The organism is Streptomyces sp. NPDC048637 (assembly GCF_040650675.1).
Classification (GTDB): Bacteria; Actinomycetota; Actinomycetes; order Streptomycetales; family Streptomycetaceae; genus Streptomyces.
This window is the reverse complement of record NZ_JBEZHQ010000007.1, coordinates 134,727-154,498: the sequence shown is the minus strand read 5'-3', so window position 1 is coordinate 154,498 and position 19,772 is coordinate 134,727. Positions and strand designations below refer to the sequence as shown.

Below are 19,772 nucleotides of genomic sequence, written 5' to 3'. Positions count from 1 at the left end.
CCGTGGTCAGCCGAGACGGCGGGACTTTGCGGAGATGTACGCAGCGCGCTCCGGTGCTCCCGGCTGCCAGCTTCCTGCCAGATCCCGATAGAGGGCCGAGCGGTCGAGCAGTTCGTCATGGGTGCCGCAGGTGGCCCGGACCCCGTCGAGTACCAGGATGCGGTCGGCCCGGCGGGCCGAGGTGATCCGGTGTGCCACGACGATCAGCGTTCCGGGGCGCTCCGCGAAGGCGCGCTCGGCCCGCATTTCCGCCGCCGGATCGAGGTGGCAGGTCGCCTCGTCGAGCAGGACGAGCGGCGCGGGTGACAGATGCGCCCGGCCCAGTGCGATCAGCTGGCGCTCCCCCTGGGACAGGGCGCCCGGGTCGAGCGGTGCGTCGAATCCGCCCAGCCGGCGCACCAGCGGGTCCAGGCCCACGGCGTCCGCCGATGCCTCCAGGGCGGGCGCGGGGGCGCCGTCAGGGCACAGATAGAGCAGGTTCTCGCGCAGGGTTCCGGAGAAGACGTAGGCCTGTTGCGGGATGAGCACCCGGAGCAGGGACGGATCGGTTCCGGACGGTGCGCGGACCGGCCGGCCGGCCACGCGTATCTCGCCGTGGCCGGGTTCGAGCAGACCGGCGACGAGAGCGGTCAGGGTCGACTTCCCGATGCCGCTCGGCCCCACCACGACGAGGTGCTCGCCCGGTTCGACGGTCAGGTCGAGGTCGTGCAGCACGGGCTGCGCGGCGGGCCCGTAGGCGAAGGTGACCGCCCGCAGTTCGACGCCGGGGCCGCCGGGCGGGACGGGGGCGCGGGGCACGGGATCCGGAGGGGTGGTGGGGGCCGGCGCGGTGGTCGCGCCGGCGTTCTCCGGATCCGGGTCGGGGCCGGTTCCGGGGCTGCTGGTGAGCCGGTCCAGGACCACGAGCAGCCGGGTGCCGGCCGAGCCCAGCGCGTTCATCAGCGTGTGCAGTGCGGGCAGCAGGGACTGGGTCAGATACGTCAGCGCACCCAGCACGACGCCGGGGGTGAGTCCTTGCCGCAGCAGCCAGGGCGCGGTGACCAGCAGCAACAGGATCGGCAGTTGGCCTGCCAGGCCGAGCGCGAGACAGCGGACGGCGGCCCAGCCCGCCAGCTGCCGTGCCGCGCGGGCCTCGTCCTCGATCAGGCCGTACGCCCGCGCCGCGGTCTGCTGCTGCGCGCCGCAGGCCACCACGTCCCGCAGCCCCTCGGCGACGGCGCCGAACTGTGTGGACAGGTCCTCGTCCGCCTGCAGAAAAGCGCGCTGGCGGGCCGCCATCGGCCGGAGGGTGGCCAGGAAGAGCAGCAGCCCGGCCGCGAGCGGGGGCACGACGATCAGCAGCAACTGGGGGGCCAGGGAAAGGAGTCCGAGCACCGCTCCGGCCGCGGTGAACACGAAGGAGCGGGCGACCAGGACCAGTCCGGCGAAACTGTCCCGGGCGATCTCCGTCTGGTTGGTCAGCCGGGAGACCACGGCGCTGTCCGCCGCCCGCGCCGGATGCGCCACCGCCTGTGTCAGCGACCGCGCCACCACCTGACGTACCAGGCTGTCGCGCAGCGGCTCGACGAGGTCGGCCAGTCCGCGGAAGACCCCTCGGCCGGCCATGCCGCCGACGACCACAGCGAGCGCGGTGACGCCCAGCCAGGCCAGCCCGACGCCGGTGTGGCCGGCCAGAAAGCCCTGGTCCAGGGCCTTTGCCAGGCCGTAGCCGCCGAGGAAGGTGTGGGCAGACTCCAGCAGTGACCAGCCGGCCAGCAGCAGCAGTACGCGGGTCCGGCGGCGGAGAAAGCGCCTCGCCCGGGGCAGCAGTCGTGCCGTCGCTGTCGTCATGAGGCGGTCCGGGTGTCCTCGTCGTCGGTGTGGGCGAACACCGCTCGGTAGTCGGGGTCCGCCCAGAGCTGGTCGTGCGGGGCGACGGCGCGGAGCCGGCCGTGCTCCAGCCACGCGACCAGATCGGCGCGGGCGGCGGAGGAGACACGGTGGGCGATCAGCAGTCTGCTGCCGGTCCGTACGTCATGGACCAGGGCCCGGCGGACATGGAGTTCGGTGACGCTGTCCAGGCTGGAGGTGGCGTCGTCGAGGACGAGCAGCCGGCCGGCATGAGCGAACGCCCGTGCCAGGCCGAGGCGTTGGACCTCCCCGCCGGACAGCGGGGCGCGGGCGAGCGGCGCGGCGTAGCCGTCCGGCAGGAGTCGGACGAACGAGTCCGCACCGGCTGCGCGGGAAGCGGCCTCGATCGCGTGGGCGGGGGGTTCATAGGGGCCGAAGCCGATGGCGGCCCCTACTGTGGCGCCGAACAGGGCGGGCCGTTCGAAGGCGTAGCCGATCTCGCGGCGCAGCTGCGCGGGATCGGCCTCGTGGAGGGGGACGCCGTCCAGCAGCACCTGCCCGCTGTCGGGGTCGGTGAGCCGGCCCGCGACGGCGGCGAGCAGCGATTTGCCCGCCCCCGAGTGCCCGACGACCGCCATGGTCGTGCCGCCGGGCACCACCAGGTCGACGGCGCACAGCGCGGGGGCACCCCCGCGGACGAGGGTGACCGCACGCAGTTCGAGCCGGCCGCGGCCGTCGGCGGGCAGTGGCGTGGAGCCATGGGCGGGCGTGGGCAGGGCGAGGAGTTCGCCGGTGCGGTGGGCCGCGGCGCGGCTGCGCACCAGGGCGTTGAGCTGTCCCACCACCCCGCCCAGACCTGCGGTGAGGGCGGCGTACCGGGAAGCCGCCAGCAGCTCGCCGACGGACAGGCTGCCGTACGCCAGCCGGATTCCCCCGACGGCGAGGACGACGGTGGTCAGCAGCGGCACCAGGATGCTGCTGCTGACCACGGCGCGTCCGTAGAGCTGCCACATGTGCCGTCCCTGCGCGCCCAGTTCGGGAAGCGGTGCGAGGACCCGGGCCCGCTCACGGCCGGCCGTTCCCGCCGCGGCGATGGTCCGGGCGCCGCCGAGCGCCTCGACGAGCCGGGTCGCGATGTCCGCCTGGACGCGTTGATAGCGCCGGACGCTGTCGGAGGAGCCGCGGGCGAAGGTGCGCAGCAGCCGGGTCAGCAGCGGCAGTCCGACGAGGAACACGGCGGCCAGCCAGATGTCCGTGAGCGCCAGCGCGATCAGGGCGCCGACCGGGGTGATGAGGGCGGCGAGGCCGTTGGCTGCGGCCGTGGGTGCGGTCCCGGCGTCCGCGGCGTTCCCGGTGAGGCGGGTCACCAGGTCCCCGGGGGTGAAGCGGTCGGCGACCCGGTGCGGGGCGAGGGACAGCAGATGGTCGATACCGCGCCGGCGGAGCCAGGCGGTGCTGCGGGCGGTGGTGACGCCGCCGGTCAGCGCCACCAGCGCGTCGAGGAGCACCTCCGCGGTCAGGAGCACGGCGCAGAGGACGAGGGCGCCGTGGAGGCCCGGGCGTGCGCCGAGCACGAGGTCGAGGGTGTGGCCGAGTACGGCGGGCAGCGCGACGGCGGCACCCGCGGACGCCACGCTGAAGAGGCAGCCGGCGACGGCGCGTACGGGGCTGTGCCGGAAGGCCCCGGTCAGCACGGAGCGGACTCCGGTGTCGCGCCGGGCGGCCGGCGGGGACGGGGGCGAGGAGGGCCCGGGGGTGCGGGGCATACGGGTGGGGACCTCGCCTCCAAGGGACGGATTCGGGCGGCAGCGGCAGGCCCCGGGCGGTGTGGCCACCCGGGGCTCGCCGTGACTTACGCGCTACGGGACCGAGGTCCCGTAGCGGCGGAAAGTCAGTTACAGGTGGTGACGCTCAGGCTGCTGTCGCCGCAGAGCAGCAGGCTCGCGCGGCTGCCGGTGTGGAGCTCCTCCGTGGCCTCGGCCTTGGGGGTTTCCATCGTCTGCAGGTCAAGAAGGGACATGGTGGTTCCTCTCTGATGGGGACGGGGTGTTTCTCGATCGGCCCCGGGACGGGGCCGGCTTCAGGGCCGCCGTGGCGGCGGGAGGAAGGGCAGGTGCACGGGTGTGTCGTGCAGCGCGCTGCCCAGTGCGAGCAGGCACCCGGCGGTGCCGGTGCTCAGGTCCATGGAGAGCCGCATCATCTGCTCCCCGGCGAAGGCCAGATGCCCTTGGTAGGGGACGGCGCCCCAGGCCAGGGAGTCGATCTGGCGGCGGAGGTCGGCGGCTCGGGTGCCGGGGCCGCCGTCCGTGGTGCGGGCGAGGTGGAGCACCATGCCCGCCGCGCCGCGGAACAGACCGGGCTGGGCATAGAACTTGGCCTGGGCCGCCTGCACGATCTCGCTCCGCGCCCGTGCGAACTCATCGTCCGGACGGTGGGCGAGAAAGTCGTCGAGCACCATGCCGATGCCGACGCTGCCGGCACCGAGGTAGGGCATGGTCCGCCAGCCCTCGTTGACCTGGAGGGCGCCCCCGGCGCCGCGGACACAGCGGGCCAGGTCCCGGCGCAGGGCGTCGGCGGCCAGATCGAGCAGCGCGGGGTCGTCGGTGCGCTCGTACAGGCGCAGGAAGAGCAGTGCCGCTCCGCTGTCTCCGTGCAGCAGTCCGGCGCGGGGCGTCGCGCCGCCCTCGGCCGGCGGGGCGGTCCGGAGCTTGTCGGCCACGAGCTGGGCGCAGTGCAGTGCACGCTCTCCGAGCACGCTTTCGCCGGTGGAGCCGGCCAGGGAGTCGAGCGCCAGGCCGAGGCCGGCCAGTCCGCTGTGCAGATCCGGAGCGATGTCCTGCCAGCGCTGGGTGCCGAGGGTGTCGATGAGGTCCAGGGCCCGTTCCCGGTGTCCGAGCCGGTCCAGGACCCAGGCGACGCCGGAGAGGCCGTCGTAGAAGCCGAGCGGGCTGCCGGACGCGGGGGTCTTCATCCTCCCCAGCAGCCACTCCTCCGCCTCCGGACAACGTTCCGCGCCGGTCTCCGCCAGGGCGTACAGCACCCCGGCCGCCCCGTAGGCGAAGCAGGTGCCCCCGCCCGCGGTGGCGAACTGGGCGATGTCGCCGGGGAAGAAGCGGTCCTCCCGGTCGGGTGTGGCCGAGGCGAGCACGGCCCGGACCATGGAGTCGCGGCTGTGCGGCCAGTCGCCGAGGGCTACGGGGAGGTAGTCCGCTCCCCCGGGCCGGCTCGGGTGGCCGGTGGCGCTCGCCGGCCGGTGGCCCCGGAGGATTTCCGCCACCGCTTCGTCGAGGTAGTCGCGGGGCACCGGGAACTGTGCGGCGGCGATCTCCGCCAGATGCGCGGCCTTGCCACGGTCCACCGCGAAGAGGCTGGTGAGCGGGAGGAACAGCGCCAGGCGCAGACAGGCCAGGGCGTAGAGGTCGACATCGAAGCCCCGGCGGTCCGCGGGGGCGACAAAGCCCGGGTTGGCGATCACCTGGCGGCTGGACGCGTCATCGATGGCGGCGGCCTCGAAGTCCAGGAGCACCACGGAGGATTCGTCCTCGGACATCATGATGTTGAAGAGGTGCAGATCGTTGAAGACGACGCCACGGGAGTGGACCGCCTTGACCGCGTCGGCCACCAGACCGTGGACGCGCATGGCCCACTGGGTGTACTCCGCGAGCCGCTGGGGGCTCGGATCGGCCTCGATCAGCGGGTGGCGGTGCGCGAAGAAGCTGTTCAGCGGCCGGCCTTCGATGAACTCCAGCACCAGGAAGGTGTGGTCGCCGAGGGTGAACCAGTCGTGCACCTCGGGGGCGCAGCCGAGACCGGACAGTCGCTCCAGCGCGTCCCGCTCGCGCTCCAGCCGGGTCACGGCGTCGGCTTCATCGGCGGCCAGCCCGGCGTACGGCCGTGCCTCCTTCAGCACCACCCGCTGGTCCGTGCGCAGATCCCGGCCGACGTAGACCCCGCCGCCGTTGGAGAAGTGCAGCGCCCGCTCGATCTTGTAGGGCAGGTCGGTGACGGTGGTGGCGGAGCGGGCGGCCAGATGCGGCTGGAGGAACTCCGGGAGGGTGACCCACTCCGGGACGCGGAACGCGGGCTCTCTGCGGTCGGGGACCAACTGCCCCTGGTCGTTCTCGATCGCGGGGCGGAGTTCGCCCTTGTCGTCGTAGCAGTGCCGCTCGGTGAAGCTGCCGTAGCGCACATACACCGGACCGGCGCCCCAGCGCAGATCGCTGAGGATGTACGGTCCCGGTTCGCCGGCGAGCAGGTCGTTCAGCTCCTCGGCGATGCGGCGGCACTGTTCCTCGTCGGCCGGGTAGAGGGTGAGGAACTTTCCGCTGGCGCCGCGGTCGGCGTACTTGGCGTTGCGGATGTGCAGCAGATAGCGGCTCGGCATGCATTTGAAGGCGACCGAGCGCGGGACGCAGTAGTCCCAGACCTTGGCCAGCACTCGTTCGGCGTTGTCCAGGCAGGCGGAGACATGGATCTTCCAGCCCTGGCTGGGGAGTTCGCGGTCCAGTGGGCGGAACGCCAGCCAGTCGCCGGAGCGGTGGCGCTGCCAGCCCTCCGGCAGCTCCCGGTTGAGCGTCGCGTAGGGAGCGCCACGGCCGTTGCTGGCGGCGGGCAGCCGGTGGGGAGCGTCGTAGAACTGCCGGTCGGCGTCGCAAAAGACGGCGTAACCCTTGTTCATCGCACTCCCTCGGCTGGTGACGGGGATGACGCTGTCATGGCGCGAGGAGGCGAAAACAGTCATGTCTGTCACGAAGGACCCATGAGAAATGCATGTTTGCTGCGAATTTGCCGGGGACGGGAGACGATCGGCCTGGGTCGCCGTCTGTCCCCCTAGGAAGGACGGAGGGTGAGCGTGCCCTCCGGCCCGGCGGCGCAGGGCCGGAAGCCGGAGCTGATCCGGTCGAGGAGCCCTTGCACCCACCGGGTGTCCTGGTGCGAGGCATGCCGCAGCCGCAGGCGCCGGGCCTGCAGGGGGGTGATCCGCACGTCGTGCAGCCTGCCGGTGTCCGGGTCCACCGTGACGAGGAAGAGCAGCCGCAGGTCGTCCCGGTACTCCTCGTAGCCGGTGATGCCCTCGTAGTCGTCGATGAAGTCGCCGCACCCGTGGATCACGAGTTTCCCCCGGTACGCCTCCAGGGCGCGGGGGTGGTGCGAGGAGTGCCCGTGGACGATATCCACACCGCCGTCCAGGAGGGCGCGGGCGAAGGCGGCCTCGCTACGGGTCACGTGGTAGCCCCAGTTGGCGCCCCAGTGGACGGAGGCGACCGCGATGTCTCCCGGCCGCTTCACGTGCCGTACCCGCCCGATGATCTCGCCCGCGGCGGCCGGTGCGGGCCGGGCCACGAAGTCGACCCCGGACCGGCCCCCGGCTGCCGCCCAGTCCCGCGGGATACCGCTGGACGGCATCCCGAAGGAGAAGACCAGGATCCGGCGGCCGCCCGCGACGGGGACCATCGCCGGGCGGCGCGCCGCGTCGGGGTCCGCTCCCGCCCCCGCCGTCCGCAGCCCCGCGCCCGCCAGCGTGCCGAGGGTGTCCGCCAGTCCCTGACGGCCGAAGTCCAGGACGTGGTTGTTGGCCAGTACGCAGACGTCGGGGCGGGCGGCGGCCAGACAGGGCAGGTTCGCCGGGTTCATCCGGTAGTGGATTTCCTTCTCGGGTGCAAATCCGGCGTACTGCGTGATGCTGGTTTCCAGATTGAGCACCCGGGCGGCGGGCGCCGCGTCGTCGAGCACCGCCAGCGCGTCCCCCCATGGCCAGGAGAAGCCGGCCGGGCAGGGAACGGGGCCGTTCCGCGCCGCCGCCAGCTCGACATAGGCGCGGGCGTCCCGGACGTACCCCTCCCGCAGCGCCGGGTCTCCGGGGTGCGGCAGGATCTGGTCGACTCCGCGGCCGAGCATGACGTCACCGCAGAGGAACAGGGTGAGCAAGTCACTGCCCATTCCCCCAGGTTAGGGCCGGCCGGCCGAGGTTTCGCGGCGGGCGGGCCGCCGCGCTCCGCGGCGGCCCTGAGCCGGGGGAGAGCCCACTCCCCCGGCCGCCACCCCGTCCCTTTCCCGTCCGAGCTGCGCCGATGCCGAAGGACGGGGACGCGGCTCAGCAGGCTTCACACCGCGCCGACGCGCTGGTCGGCGGACCGTGCGGGTGTGGAGGAGTCCACCGTGGGGGCGGGGAGCGTCGCAGGCCCGGGGAGCGCCGTGCTGCCGCGCCCTGCGGGCGGGGATGCCGGGCGGGGACCGGCGGCCAGGATGCTGACGGAGTTGGCCACCACGATCGCGGAGACGGCCAGCCACTCGATCCCTTGCAGGTTCTGGTCCAGGACGACCAGGCCGACCAGTGCCGCAAGGACCGGGTTGACACTCATGAAGATCCCGAAGAACCGCGCGGGGACCCGGCGCAGGGCGAGCAGGTCGGCGAGGAACGGTACGGCCGAGGAGAGGATGCCCGCGGTGGCCGCATATCCCAGGGCGCTCGAGCTCGGCGGGTGGTGGGCGAGCACGGTGATCCCGATGGGCAGGTAGAGCAGGGCGGAGACACCCGCGGCTGCGGCCGACCCTTCGGCGCCGGGCAGCCGGGCACCGACGAGGCGGTTGAGCAGGATGTAGGACGCCCAGCACACGGCGGCGACCAGCCCGAGTGCGATGCCCGCGTAGTCGGTGCTCGGCTGCGGGCGGGTCAGCACGACGACCGCCGCCCCGGCGACGAGGGCACACAGCAGGTCCACCAGACGGCGGGAGGCGGCCAGGGCCACGGCCAGCGGGCCGAGGAACTCCAGGGTCACCGCCAGGCCCAGGCCGATGCGGTCGATGGCGGTGTAGAGGGACAGGTTCATCGTGGCGAACACCATCGCCAGGCACAGCACCGGCCACCACTGCCGCCAGGTGAACGAGCGCAGCCGGGGCCGGCCCACCGCCAGGAGGACGAGCCCGGCCACCCACTGCCGCACGGCCACCACCCCGGCCGGTCCGATCGCCGGAAAGGCCAGCGCTCCCGTCGCGGCGCCGGTCTGGTTGGCGAGTCCGCTGCCGCACATCATCGCCACGCCCGCCAGCCGGTCCGAGCGCCCCGCCGGTCCTCCATGGGCGGCCGCCGGCTGCGGCAGGCCTTGCGTGCTTCGTCTCATGCACGGCAGCATCCGTCCGCGGGCGTCCATACATAAAATGCATGCTCGTACTCATCAATGCGCTGTGGTTATGGATGTGGGATGGAACTGCGACATCTGCGCTGCCTGGTGGCGATCATCGATGCCGGCGGCTTCACCGATGCCGCCATCGATCTGGGAATCTCCCAGGCGGCGGTGTCCCGGACGCTCAGTGCGCTCGAAGACTCCCTCGGCGTACGGCTGTTGCACCGCACCAGCCGGAGCGTCATTCCCACCACCGCGGGGGTGCAGGTGCTGGCGCGCGCCCGGAAGGTGCTGGCCGAGGCCGACAACCTCATCCGCGAAGCCACCACCGGCCACACCCGGCTGCGCATCGGCCACGCCTGGTCGGCCATGGGCCGGCACACCGCCGAGTACCAGCGCCGCTGGGCGGCCCGCTATCCCGACATCGAGCTGCATCTGGTCCGCACCAACTCCGCCACCGGTGGCCTGGCGGAGGGGCTGTGCGACCTCGCCGTGGTCCGTACGGCCTTCGACGACGCGCGCTTCGCCAGCGCCGTCGTCGGCCAGGAACGCCGCTACTGCGCGATGGCCGCCGACGACCCCTGGGCCAAGCGCCGTGCCATCCCCCTGGCCGACATCCACGCCCGCACTCTCCTCATCGACCGGCGCACCGGCACCACCACAGCCGACCTGTGGCCCCCCGATGCGCGTCCGGTCGTCGAGTACACCCAGGACATCGACGACTGGCTCACGGTGATCGCCACCGGCCGCAGCGTCGGCATCACACCGGAGAGCACCGTCAACCAGTACCGGCGCGACGGCATCGTCTTCCGGCGTCTCCGGGACGCCGCGCCCGTCGCGGTCCACCTCATCTGGCGACGCCATGACCCGCATCCGGCCACGCATGCCGCCGTCGCGCTGCTCACCGACCTCTACCGGCAGCGGACATGAAGGCCGCACACTCACCCCCGTCCCGGGTGCTTGGCACCGCCCCCATCGAGGAATCGGACAGCACACCATGACGGAACCCTCCGCCGCTCCGAAGACACACCTGGCGGCACTCGGGCCCTTCTGCGCCTTCGAGACACATGCCACGGGGGCCGAACCGGTCGCCCCCTGGCGGAAGTTGAGCGAAGTGGCCCAGGAAGGCAGCGGCGTCCTGCGCGAGCGTGTCGCGTCGGTGCGGGCCTCCCTCGCCGCCAACAGCGGCCGACCGCCCGGAGCCGTCGAGCCGCGGGTGGCCGCGTCCGTGGCCCATCTGGGCCTGGTGGCGCGGGTCATCTCACCGGTCCTCGGCCTGGCCGCTCTGCACGGCCTGCCGTCGCGGCCGCTCACACGGGACGACCTGTGGTGGGGTTCCGCCCTCGGCGGCGCGTTCCGGCTGTCGCTGCCCCGGGAGAAGGTGACCCCGGTCTCCGGCGGTGGCACCCGCCCGGCAGGCGCCATCGCCGCAGACATGCTGGCCGGACCGGTCCGCGATCTGGTGGACGCCTTCGCCCCCTTCTCGGTGTCCCGGCGCATTCTGTGGGGCAACGTGGCCTCGGCCGTGAACGGCGCGGCCACGGGCATCACGGCAGCGGCCCCGAGCCTGGCACAGCCCGCCCGCGCAGCGGCCCTGGCCTTCCTTCAGCAGCCGCCCCTACGGGACACCCACACCCTGGACACCCGCAACGGGCGCTTCACACGACGGAGTTGCTGTCTGATCTACCGGGCCGCACCGGATGCCGCGGGCGCCGTGTGCGGCGATTGTGTGCTGATGCGCGGACGGGGCGCTGGCGAACGGGGCCGGCGCTGAGCGGTCGGCGTCCGCGCCGGGCAGCCGTGCGCCGCCGCCGGGGGATATGCGGCGCCGGCGGGGCAGTCCGCTTCAGCCGACGTGGACGCGGGGGCGGCGGGCGCGATCGGGTTCGGCCCCGCGCAGGACCTCGCGGGTGACGGGGGCGACTTCGCCCTGACCGAAGAGGAAGAAGCGGAGGAACTGGGCGAAGGGGTTGCCCTCGGTCCACTCGAAGTAGATGTGCGGCAGGGCTCCGGTGGCGTCGCGTACGTGCAGCAGCAGGGCGGCGAGCGCGTTGGAAATGGTGGAGCTCTCCAGGACGAGCACGCGGTAGCGCCCGTGCAGGACCTCGCCCCGTACCCGCAGCTCACTCTCGAATTCGGAGGGATCGCTGACGGTGACCTCGACGAAGATGAGGTCGTCCTCGGCGGGGAGGTCGTTGTCGGTGCGGATCTGCTGGACCTTGTCGCGGTACTCGGCCAGATCGCGCTGGTCGGGCTCATTCGCGATGAAGCGGATCTTGCGATGGGCAATGTCGCGGATGAACCGCTCGGCCATCGGGTCGAGCACCACGCTGGTCACGCGCAGCTCGAAGGCGCGGGCGAGGCGGGAGAGGAACGAGACGAGGATGATGCCGGCGATGAAGCAGGCACCGATCTTCACCCCGTCCGGCCGCTCGATGACGTTCGCGATCGTGGTGTAGAGGAACACCACGGAGATCACGGCGAACCCGATCGTCCAGCCGCGCTCGCGGGCCCGCCGGGCGGCGATGGTCACGGCGATCGCGGCGGAGCTGATCAGGACCAGGACACCGGTGGCGTAGGCGCCGCCCTGCGCGTCCACATCAGCGTTGAAGATCCAGGTCACCAGGAAGGCGACCAGGGTGAAGACCAGCACCATCGGACGGACCGCCCGGGCCCAGTGCGGCGCCATGCCGTAGCGCGGCAGGTACTGCGGCATCAGATTCAGCAGGCCGGCCATGGCCGAGGCACCGGCGAACCAGAGGATGGCGATGGTGGAGACGTCGTAGAGGGTGCCGAAGGCGGAGCCCAGGTACTCGTGGGCCAGGTAGGCCAGGGCACGCCCGTTGGCCGCTCCGCCCGGCTTGAACGCGTTCTCCGGGATGAGCAGGGTGGTGAGGAAGCTGGTGACGATGAGGAAAGCACTCATGATCCCGGCGGAGGTGGTGAGCAGCTTCTTCGCCCCCCGGATCCGCCCCCTGGGGCGCTCCTCGGTGTCGCCGGGGTCGCCCTCGATGTGCGGCATCACCGCGACACCGGTCTCGAAGCCGGACAGGCCCAGCGCCAGTTTCGGGAAGACCAGCAACGCCACACCGACCATCGCCGGCGCGTTGCCGTGCTCGGTGGTCAGCGCCTGGGACCAGTCGGCGACGACATGCGGTGCGGTCGCCACATGCCACAGTCCGGCGACGACCACGGCCACGTTCAGCGCGAGGTAGAGGCCGACGAGAACGACCGCCACCCCGATCGCCTCCAGGAAGCCCTTGAGGAACACCGCGCCGAGCAGGGCGATCAGGATCAGCGTGATGACCATCTGCTGGTGCTGCAGCACGCTGCTGACGTGGGGGTTCTCCACCAGGTGGGTGGAGGCGTCGGCCGCCGACAGGGTGATGGTGATGAGGAAGTCGGTGGCGGCGAAGCCCAGCAGGGTCAGGACGAACAGCTTGCCCTTCCAGAAGGACAGCAGCCGCTCCAGCATCGCGATCGAGCCCTGGCCGTGCGGGCTCTCCTTGGCCACCCGCCGGTAGACGGGCAACGCACCGGCGAGCGTCACGATGACCAGGACGATGGTGGCGATCGGCGACAGCAGGCCCGCGGCCAGGGCGGCGATGCCCGGCTGGTAGCCGAGGGTGGAGAAGTAGTCCACACCGGTCAGGCACATCACCCGCCACCAGCGCTGCCCCCGGTGGGCGCTCACCGGCCCGGCGTGCGGCCCTTTCTGATGCCTGGCCATATCGGACAGGCCCTCCAGCATCCAGGCGCGCAATCGATGCCGTACGGCGGCCCCGGACGAAGAACCTGCAGGGACGGAGGCGGCCATCGTGTGCTCCTGTCGTACCGCGAAAGCATCCCGTCATCGACGAGTCAGCCAGGTCAGCGTACGGAGTCCCGGCCCCGCCACCGCGGTGTTCCGCCGGGTGACGCTTTCGTGTCCCCGGGGCGCACAGCGGCAGCCGGGTGAGCAGCCGGTGAACCCGGCACCGCACCGCACCGCGCCGGCTGCCCGGTGAGGTAGTGCACGTACTCGTGCACCAGGCGGAAGCCGGCGACCCAGGCGAGGAGCCGGCTGGGACGGTTGTCGCGGGAGCAGGTCCAGCTGGGGGTGTGGCCGCGGCCGGCGATGTCCTGGCACAGGGCGGTCACACACGCCAGGGCGAGGCGCCGGCGGCGGTGTGCGGGGTCGGTGTGGCAGGCGATGTCCTCGTACGCGGAGCCACGGAAGTACGTACAGGCGACGGCGAGGACCTCGTCCTCCTGGAAGGCCGCCCAGCCGAGTCCGGAGGCGGCGAGACCGGCCGGGCCGCCCCAGCTGGCGTGGAGCCATGCCGCGTCCGGGGCGAGGGCGGCCAGCGCCGGGGCGTCCCCGGGCACCAGCCGGCGCACCGTCACACCGCGGGGCGGGCACGGCGCCGCCACGGGCAGCTGGTGCACGTACAGCATCCGCTCCCAGGGCACGATCCGGTCGAAGGCGCTGCGCAGGGCCGGCAGGAAGCAGGTGGGGGCCTGTACGTAGTGCGCGTCGAAGACGGCGAGGGCATCCGGCGCCAGGGCACTCGGGTCACCGCGGAGCAGCACCTGGCCGGCGCAGGCGACGGCCAGGGCGCGTGGCGCATGGGCGCGGTCGGCCCACCAGCTGCCGGTTCCGGAGGCCGGCACATGTTCGGCCAGCGCTGCCGGCCCCGGCGCCCCGGCTGCGAACCAGCGGGCGAGCGGGGGGAGTTGGTCCGGGGCGAGTTCGATCACTGCGGTTCCTTGCGGTGGTCGCGGGACGGCTCGGCCCGTACGGATCCGGGGCCGCCCGCTCGACGCCTGAGGCATATCGACCGCGAGGACGATACGGGAGGAAAGCCGAAAATCAGGCACACACCTACTCCCCCGCTCACCGTGTCGCCGATTCCACCGTCCGCCGGGCCGCCGATTCCCCGTCCACCCGGCCCGGCCGCCGTGCCGCCGATCCCCCGTCCGCCCGGCCGCCGCACGGCCGTCTCCCGTGCGTTGCGTCGCCGAGCGGCTCCGCTCCGCGACCGTTCCGGCCGAGGTCTGGATTCCGCCGTGCGGTGTGCCAGAGTGGGAGAAGGACGGACCGCGCATCGGTGCGTGCAGGAAGAGTTGCCTGTCATGTCCATTCAGTCGGATCGCCTTCGCGCGGTCACCACACATCCCAGGTCCCCGCCCCGCCGGAGCGAGGAGTACGAGGACCTTTTCGATCAGGCTCCGGTGATCTTTGCTGCGCTGAGCGGCCCGGCCCATCTGCTGGAGGCGGCGAATCCGGCGTTCTTCGAGGCCTTCGGCGCCGACCGCGAACGGATCGATGTGCCGATCGGAGAGCTGATTCCCGAGCTGGCTCCGCAGGGCGTCCTCGACCGGCTCGATGCGGTGTACCGCACCGGCACCGCGTACCGGGCCCGCGCGGGGCGGCTGATGCTCGGTGCGCCAGGGGCGGAGCGGGAGGGCTTCTTCGACTTCACCTACGAGCCCCGCCGGGACGCATTCGGCGAGATCGACGGAGTGGTCGTGATCGCGGTGGAGACCACCGCGTTCCACCACGCCCAGCTCCTCGCGGCCGAGCAGCGCCTCCTGCTGGAGCAGATCGCGAGCGACGCCCCGCTGGGCGACATCCTGACCGGCATGGCACGCGCGATCGAGGAGCTGTCACCGGAACTGATCGTCTCGGTACTGCTCACCGATCCCGACGGCAAGCATCTGCTGCACGGCACCGGCCCGAGCCTGCCCGCCTTCTACAACGACGCCATCGACGGGGTCGCCATCGGTCCGGACGTCGGCTCCTGCGGTACGGCCGCCTATCTGCGCGAGCCGGTGATCGTCACCGATATCACCACCGACGACCGGTGGAAGAACTATCGAGACCTGGCCGCACAGGCCGGGCTCGCGGCGTGCTGGTCCACCCCGATCATGGGGACGGACGACCGGCTGCTGGGCACCTTCGCGATGTATCACCGCACCCCCAAGGCCCCCACGGACAAGGACGTGGCCCTCAGCGGCGCCTTCGCCCGTATTACCGCGCTGGCCATCGAACGCCACCAGGCCATGGAGGCGGAGCGTGCCGCCCAGGAGCGGGAGAAGGCGGTCCGGGACGACCTGGCCTTCGTGTTGGAGGCCAGTACGGCCATCACCCGTGAGCTGCACTATGTCGACTGTCTGCAGTGCCTGGCCCGGCTGACCGTGCCGACCCTGGCGCCGCTGTGCGCGGTCCATGTGCTGGAGGACGGCCGGACCCGTCGGATCGCCGTGGCCGCCGCCACCCGGGCCGACGAGGAGCTCCTCTCCGCCCCCGGAATGCAGGACGAGGTCGACCGGGCGGTGGTCCGGGTCCTGGCCTCCGGCACGACGGAGACGGACCACGCCGATGTCGCACGCGGCGGCCGCCCCGCGCTGCCCGGCGTCACCGGTTATGTGTCCGTGCCGCTGGGCGCCCGCGGCCGCACCTTCGGGGTGCTGACTCTCCTGGCCACCGGCCCGCCCCTGGACGGCCATGCCATCGCCCTTGCCGAGGAGCTGGCGCGCCGGGCCGCGACCAGCGCCGACAACGCCCACCAGTTCACCGACCGCGTGCAGCTGGCCCGCGACCTGCAGGCCGGTCTGCTGCCTCCCGAGCTGCCCAGGATTCCCGGCGCCGATCTGGCGGCGTCCTACCACCCGGCCGGCGAAGGGCTCGACGTCGGCGGCGACTTCTACGACGTCTTCCCGCTCCCCGACAACCGCTGGGCACTCATGATCGGCGATGTGTGCGGGCGCGGCGCACTGGCCGCCACCACCACCGGTATGGTCCGCCACACCGCCCGCGCCGCCGCGCGGCTGCTGCACGACCCGGCGGACGTGGTCGCCGCCATCAACGACGCCCTGACCGACGGCTCCGTCGACGAGGACGTCTTCGTCTCGCTCGTCTACGGCGAACTGCGGCACACCGCATCCCACCTCACGCTGGACCTGATCCGCGCCGGCCATGTCCCCCCGCTCGTCCGCCGCGCCGACGGTACGGTCGAACAACTCGCCCAGTCGGGCCTGCTTCTGGGCGTCGCCCCCGCATTCGACGGCTCCCCGTGCCACCTCGACCTCTACCCGGGCGACAGCCTGGTCCTGGTCACCGACGGCATCACCGAGGCCCGCTCCGCCGCCGGCGACTTCTTCGACGAGCACCGCCTGGCCGAAGCCCTCCTCCCGCTGCGCATCACATCCTCGGGCGCCGCCGGACTCATCGATTCCGTCAATGCCGCGGTGACCGCGTTCGCGGGCCAGTCCACCCCCGACGACCAGGCCGCTCTGGTCCTCACCGCCACCTGACCGCTGCACCACACCCGGTACCGGCCGCGAGGGGCACGGGCGCGGCCCGGTGCGCCCGGGTTCGTCCGATGAGCCCGCCCCTCTGCCCTTCGCCGGGCAACCTGCCTATTTTGGCTTCATGGACAGCGCGCCCCGTGACACCTGTGACGACCCGAACCCGCTGCACCGGCTCTCCCTCGACGCACTGCGACGGCGCACGAGCATGAAGTGGCGCACCTACCCGGAGGATGTGCTGCCGCTGTGGGTGGCGGAGATGGATGTACCGCTGGCCGCACCGGTCGCACGGGCGATCACGGACGCGGTCGCACTCGGCGACACCGGCTACCCGGCGGGGACCGCGTACGCCGGGGCACTGGCGGACTTCGCCCGCACACGATGGGGCTGGGACGGGCTCGCCGTGGAGCGCACCGCGATCGTGCCCGATGTGATGCTGGGCATCGTCGAGATGCTCAAGCTGATCACCGGCCCGGGAGACCCGGTGGTCGTCAACTGCCCGGTCTATCCGCCGTTTTACCAGTTCGTGACGCATATGGACCGGCGCGTGGTGGAGGCACCCCTGGGCGGAGACCTGCGGATCGACTTCGCCGCGCTGGAGGAGGCGTTCCGGCATGCCGTGGCCAGGGGCTGCCGGGCCGCGTACCTGCTGTGCAGCCCGCACAATCCCACCGGCGCCGTGCACAGCACCAAGGAGCTGACCGCCGTGGCGGCGCTGGCGGACAGGTACGGCGTGCGGGTCGTCGCCGATGAGATCCACGCGCCCGTGGTGGCATGTGACGCCACCTTCGTGCCCTATCTGAGCGTGCCCGGGGCGGAGAACGGGCTTGCGCTGATGTCGGCGTCCAAGGCCTGGAATCTGGCCGGTCTCAAGGCCGCGCTCGCCGTCGCCGGGCGCACCGCGGCCGACGATCTGGCCCGCCTCCCGGAGGAGGTCAGCCACGGCCCCAGCCACCTCGGCATCATCGCCCACACCGCCGCCCTGCGGGACGGCCGCGACTGGCTCGACGCGCTGTGCGCCGGTATCGACGACAACCGCCGGCTGCTGGCCGGCCTGCTGGCCGAGCGGCTCCCCCAGGTCCGCTACCACCCCGCCGCCGGGACCTATCTCGCCTGGCTCGACTGCCGCCCGCTGGGCCTCGGCGACGACCCCGCCGCGGCCTTTCTCGCCCGCGGCAGAGTGGCCCTCAGCTCCGGTACGAGCTTCGGCACCGGCGGCGCCGGCCACGTCCGCCTCAACCTGGCGACCTCGCCCGGTCTGCTCACCGAGGCGGTCCGGCGGATGGCCGCAGCGGTGGCCTGACCACCGCACCGGGAAGCACACGGTCCGCTCGCCCCGCGCCTGGTGACCGGTGCGCGCCCACGGCCCGGCGGACACGGAATCCCCTCCCCCGTCGCCACACCTTGCGGCGTCCCATTCATTAGGACATGATCTCGTTCATTGCGGAAACGGGAGACGGCGATGGCTGCACGGCGCGCACAAGTCCCAGTGACAGCGCCGGAATCCGGTCGGTAGTGTCATTCGATCAATCGGATCCGAAGCATGGACCGGAAGGGCCGAGGGCGACGATGAGCGAGTCAGTGGCGCCGGGGGCCGGCCGGACGTCCGGGGGCGCAGGTGCGGGCGAGCGGGCCGCGGGCGCGCTGGACCGGGGGCTGGCGATCCTGACCCATGTGGCGGACCACCGCGGGGTCTCGACTCCGGAGCTCGCCCAGGCGCTGGGGCTGACCCGGAGCACGGCGTACCGTCTCGTCGACCGCCTGGAGGAGCAGGGCTGGCTGACCCACGCCCCGGCCGCGGGCCAATGGCAGTTGGGGCCGACGGCGGTCCGGCTCGCGTCCGCGGCGGTGGCCTCGACCCATCTGCGCGATACCGCGGCGCCCGCGCTGCGCAAACTCGCCGAGCTCACCCAGGAAACCGTCAGCCTCGGCGTGCCCAACGGCCTGACCATGGTGTTCGTCCACCGCGAGCGCGGCACCCGGCCGGCCGTGGTGACCGCCGAGCTGGGCGCCTCCCGCCCGCTGCACTCCAGCTCGCTGGGCCGCGCCTATCTGGCGGCGCTGCCGCAGCAGAAGCTGGAGGACACCCTGATCGGGCTGATCCGCGACCCGGTGTCCCCGGTGTCCGCGGCCACGGTCTCGGACGTGCATGCCGAGATCGAGCGCACCCGGGAGCGTGGCTGGTCCCAGGACCTGCGGGACTTCGACGAGTCGAGCTGCTGCTGCGGCGCCGCCGTCCGCGACCACACCGGGATGCCGGTCGCCTGCATCAGCGTGGCCGGCGTGGCCGAACGTATGGAGCCGCTGGTGCCGGCCTACGGGCCGGTGGTGGCTCAGGTGTGCCGTGAACTCTCCTCGGCCCTGGGCTACTTGCCGCCCGGCCCCTGAGGCACGGCGACGCGCTCACCGCCACCCTCGCGCACGCTGCTCCGCACCGGGTTGGCCAGCCGTCCGATCCCCTCCACCTCCGACTCCAGCAGATCGCCCGGCCGCAGGGCACGCGGCGGCCGCATGAAGTCGCCGCAGCCCGCCGGAGTTCCGGTCAGCACCACATCACCGGGCCGCAGGGTGAAGAACCGGCTGAGATAGGCGATCAGCGCGGGGACCCGGAAGACCATGTCGGCCGTCGAACCGTCCTGCACCGTCTCGCCGTTGACCCGGGTGCGGATCCGCAGCCGCTGCGGGTCCGGGATCTCGTCGGCCGTGACCAGCACCGGCCCGAAGGGGCAGAAGGTGTCCAGGCCCTTGCCCCGCAGCCACTGTCCGTCGCGCTCCTGAAGGTCGCGGGCGGAGATGTCGTTGGCGACGGTGTAGCCGAAGACGTACCGCAGCGCGTCCGCCTCGGACACCTGCCGGGCCTCCCTGCCGATGATGACGGCCAGCTCCGTCTCCCAGTCGACGCGTTGAGTGAGTTCCGGGTCGATGACGACCGCCTCGCCACTGCCGATGACGCTGGAGGAGAGCTTGGGGAAGAGGCAGGGCTCGGCGGGGGGGCTCCCCGCCTCTCTCCTCGATGGCGCCCCGGTAGTTCATTCCGACTCCGTACAGGGCGCCGGGCCGGTACGGCAGGGTCGGCACAAGGGCGGCCCCGGTGGGCAGTTGGCCCCAGGACCAGGGCAGGGAGCCGCCGGCGATGACCTCTGCCAGGGAGACGGAGGGCGGTGCCAGCCGCCAGGGATCCTGAGGGGCGAGCCGGCCGGCGAGCCGATCGCGCCCCTGGTGGACAACGGTGGCCAGATACATGGGGCTCTCCAGGGCGGTACGGCACCCGCCGCGGGTGCGGCGGGGCACTCGGCAGAGGCGGCCCGGACGGCTCCGGGCCGGTGACATGTGAGGTCAATTCCGGCCGCCGCCTCCGTCGGCGGAGACCGGAACCGCCCCGGTCCGGTACTCCTGCTGCGGCCCGTTCACCGGGCGGCACCCGGGCCGGTGAGAGGGAGCGCCGGGCAGAGGCAGCGCCCCGTACGCGCCTACGGCGCCGGGCACGGAGCAAACGGATACACCGAATCCGTATCTCGGCCCCAC

14 protein-coding genes are annotated in these 19,772 nt (G+C 72.6%); 5 read left to right on the top strand and 9 right to left on the bottom strand.

Features of this window, described 5'->3' with window-relative positions:
• Positions 1-6 precede the first annotated feature (6 nt).
• The 6 genes from AB0C46_RS12720 to AB0C46_RS12695 form a co-directional block, all read right to left on the bottom strand.
• Complete coding sequence (locus AB0C46_RS12720; RefSeq protein WP_362827814.1) at positions 7-1,830, bottom strand: ABC transporter ATP-binding protein; 1,824 nt, start codon at positions 1,828-1,830, stop codon at positions 7-9.
• Positions 1,827-3,596: an ABC transporter ATP-binding protein gene (locus tag AB0C46_RS12715; RefSeq protein ID WP_362827813.1), complete on the bottom strand. Its 1,770-nt coding sequence runs from the start codon at positions 3,594-3,596 to the stop codon at positions 1,827-1,829. Before AB0C46_RS12715 ends, AB0C46_RS12720 begins: the two co-directional genes overlap by 4 nt.
• A 125-nt stretch (positions 3,597-3,721) precedes the next feature.
• Positions 3,722-3,850 (bottom strand): SapB/AmfS family lanthipeptide, encoded by a 129-nt coding sequence (locus AB0C46_RS12710; RefSeq protein ID WP_093638117.1) that lies wholly within the window; start codon positions 3,848-3,850, stop codon positions 3,722-3,724.
• Positions 3,851-3,910: 60 nt separating this feature from the next.
• A complete protein-coding gene (gene lanKC / locus AB0C46_RS12705; RefSeq protein ID WP_362827919.1) occupies positions 3,911-6,508 on the bottom strand; it encodes a class III lanthionine synthetase LanKC in 2,598 nt (865 codons plus the stop codon).
• Positions 6,509-6,660: 152 nt separating this feature from the next.
• The gene (locus tag AB0C46_RS12700; protein WP_362827812.1) at positions 6,661-7,770 is read right to left on the bottom strand and encodes a CapA family protein; all 1,110 of its coding nucleotides are present in this window, start codon (positions 7,768-7,770) and stop codon (positions 6,661-6,663) included.
• A gap of 164 nt (positions 7,771-7,934) precedes the next feature.
• A complete protein-coding gene (locus AB0C46_RS12695) occupies positions 7,935-8,951 on the bottom strand; it encodes an EamA family transporter (protein WP_362827811.1) in 1,017 nt (338 codons plus the stop codon).
• Between the two features lie 81 nt (positions 8,952-9,032).
• Here AB0C46_RS12695 and AB0C46_RS12690 point away from each other — a divergent pair, with 81 nt between their 5' ends.
• The gene (locus AB0C46_RS12690) at positions 9,033-9,884 is read left to right on the top strand and encodes a LysR family transcriptional regulator (protein WP_362827810.1); all 852 of its coding nucleotides are present in this window, start codon (positions 9,033-9,035) and stop codon (positions 9,882-9,884) included.
• 67 nt (positions 9,885-9,951) lie between these two features.
• Positions 9,952-10,728 carry a (2Fe-2S)-binding protein gene (locus AB0C46_RS12685; RefSeq protein ID WP_362827809.1) on the top strand — a complete coding sequence of 259 codons (777 nt, stop codon included), beginning with the start codon at positions 9,952-9,954 and terminating at the stop codon, positions 10,726-10,728.
• A gap of 72 nt (positions 10,729-10,800) precedes the next feature.
• Here AB0C46_RS12685 and AB0C46_RS12680 read toward each other — a convergent pair whose 3' ends face one another.
• Positions 10,801-12,771, bottom strand: coding sequence for an amino acid transporter (locus tag AB0C46_RS12680; protein WP_362827808.1), 1,971 nt, complete (start codon positions 12,769-12,771; stop codon positions 10,801-10,803).
• Between the two features lie 53 nt (positions 12,772-12,824).
• Positions 12,825-13,694 carry a GNAT family N-acetyltransferase gene (locus tag AB0C46_RS12675; protein ID WP_362827807.1) on the bottom strand — a complete coding sequence of 290 codons (870 nt, stop codon included), beginning with the start codon at positions 13,692-13,694 and terminating at the stop codon, positions 12,825-12,827.
• Positions 13,695-14,069: 375 nt separating this feature from the next.
• Here AB0C46_RS12675 and AB0C46_RS12670 point away from each other — a divergent pair, with 375 nt between their 5' ends.
• The 3 genes from AB0C46_RS12670 to AB0C46_RS12660 all read left to right on the top strand — a co-directional run bounded on the left by AB0C46_RS12670 (position 14,070) and on the right by AB0C46_RS12660 (position 18,635).
• Positions 14,070-16,253 carry a SpoIIE family protein phosphatase gene (locus tag AB0C46_RS12670; protein WP_362827806.1) on the top strand — a complete coding sequence of 728 codons (2,184 nt, stop codon included), beginning with the start codon at positions 14,070-14,072 and terminating at the stop codon, positions 16,251-16,253.
• 118 nt (positions 16,254-16,371) lie between these two features.
• On the top strand, positions 16,372-17,550 hold the full coding sequence (locus tag AB0C46_RS12665) for an aminotransferase class I/II-fold pyridoxal phosphate-dependent enzyme (RefSeq protein ID WP_362827805.1): 1,179 nt from the start codon (positions 16,372-16,374) through the stop codon (positions 17,548-17,550).
• 266 nt (positions 17,551-17,816) lie between these two features.
• On the top strand, positions 17,817-18,635 hold the full coding sequence (locus AB0C46_RS12660; RefSeq protein ID WP_362827804.1) for an IclR family transcriptional regulator: 819 nt from the start codon (positions 17,817-17,819) through the stop codon (positions 18,633-18,635).
• Here AB0C46_RS12660 and AB0C46_RS12655 read toward each other — a convergent pair.
• On the bottom strand, positions 18,614-19,195 hold the full coding sequence (locus AB0C46_RS12655; RefSeq protein ID WP_362827918.1) for a fumarylacetoacetate hydrolase family protein: 582 nt from the start codon (positions 19,193-19,195) through the stop codon (positions 18,614-18,616). The genes AB0C46_RS12660 and AB0C46_RS12655 overlap by 22 nt on opposite strands.
• Positions 19,196-19,772: the final 577 nt, after the last annotated feature.

What these genes read in the sequence shown, in the direction of transcription:
- lanKC (WP_362827919.1), bottom strand. Translation starts at nt 6,508, where the DNA reads ATGAACAAGGGTTACGCCGTCTTTTGCGACGCCGACCGGCAGTTCTAC.
- AB0C46_RS12700 (WP_362827812.1), bottom strand. Translation starts at nt 7,770, where the DNA reads ATGGGCAGTGACTTGCTCACCCTGTTCCTCTGCGGTGACGTCATGCTC.
- AB0C46_RS12685 (WP_362827809.1), top strand. Translation starts at nt 9,952, where the DNA reads ATGACGGAACCCTCCGCCGCTCCGAAGACACACCTGGCGGCACTCGGG.
- AB0C46_RS12660 (WP_362827804.1), top strand. Translation starts at nt 17,817, where the DNA reads ATGAGCGAGTCAGTGGCGCCGGGGGCCGGCCGGACGTCCGGGGGCGCA.
- AB0C46_RS12680 (WP_362827808.1), bottom strand. Translation starts at nt 12,771, where the DNA reads ATGGCCGCCTCCGTCCCTGCAGGTTCTTCGTCCGGGGCCGCCGTACGG.
- AB0C46_RS12690 (WP_362827810.1), top strand. Translation starts at nt 9,033, where the DNA reads ATGGAACTGCGACATCTGCGCTGCCTGGTGGCGATCATCGATGCCGGC.
- AB0C46_RS12670 (WP_362827806.1), top strand. Translation starts at nt 14,070, where the DNA reads ATGTCCATTCAGTCGGATCGCCTTCGCGCGGTCACCACACATCCCAGG.
- AB0C46_RS12715 (WP_362827813.1), bottom strand. Translation starts at nt 3,596, where the DNA reads ATGCCCCGCACCCCCGGGCCCTCCTCGCCCCCGTCCCCGCCGGCCGCC.
- AB0C46_RS12665 (WP_362827805.1), top strand. Translation starts at nt 16,372, where the DNA reads ATGGACAGCGCGCCCCGTGACACCTGTGACGACCCGAACCCGCTGCAC.
- AB0C46_RS12695 (WP_362827811.1), bottom strand. Translation starts at nt 8,951, where the DNA reads ATGAGACGAAGCACGCAAGGCCTGCCGCAGCCGGCGGCCGCCCATGGA.
- AB0C46_RS12720 (WP_362827814.1), bottom strand. Translation starts at nt 1,830, where the DNA reads ATGACGACAGCGACGGCACGACTGCTGCCCCGGGCGAGGCGCTTTCTC.
- AB0C46_RS12710 (WP_093638117.1), bottom strand. Translation starts at nt 3,850, where the DNA reads ATGTCCCTTCTTGACCTGCAGACGATGGAAACCCCCAAGGCCGAGGCC.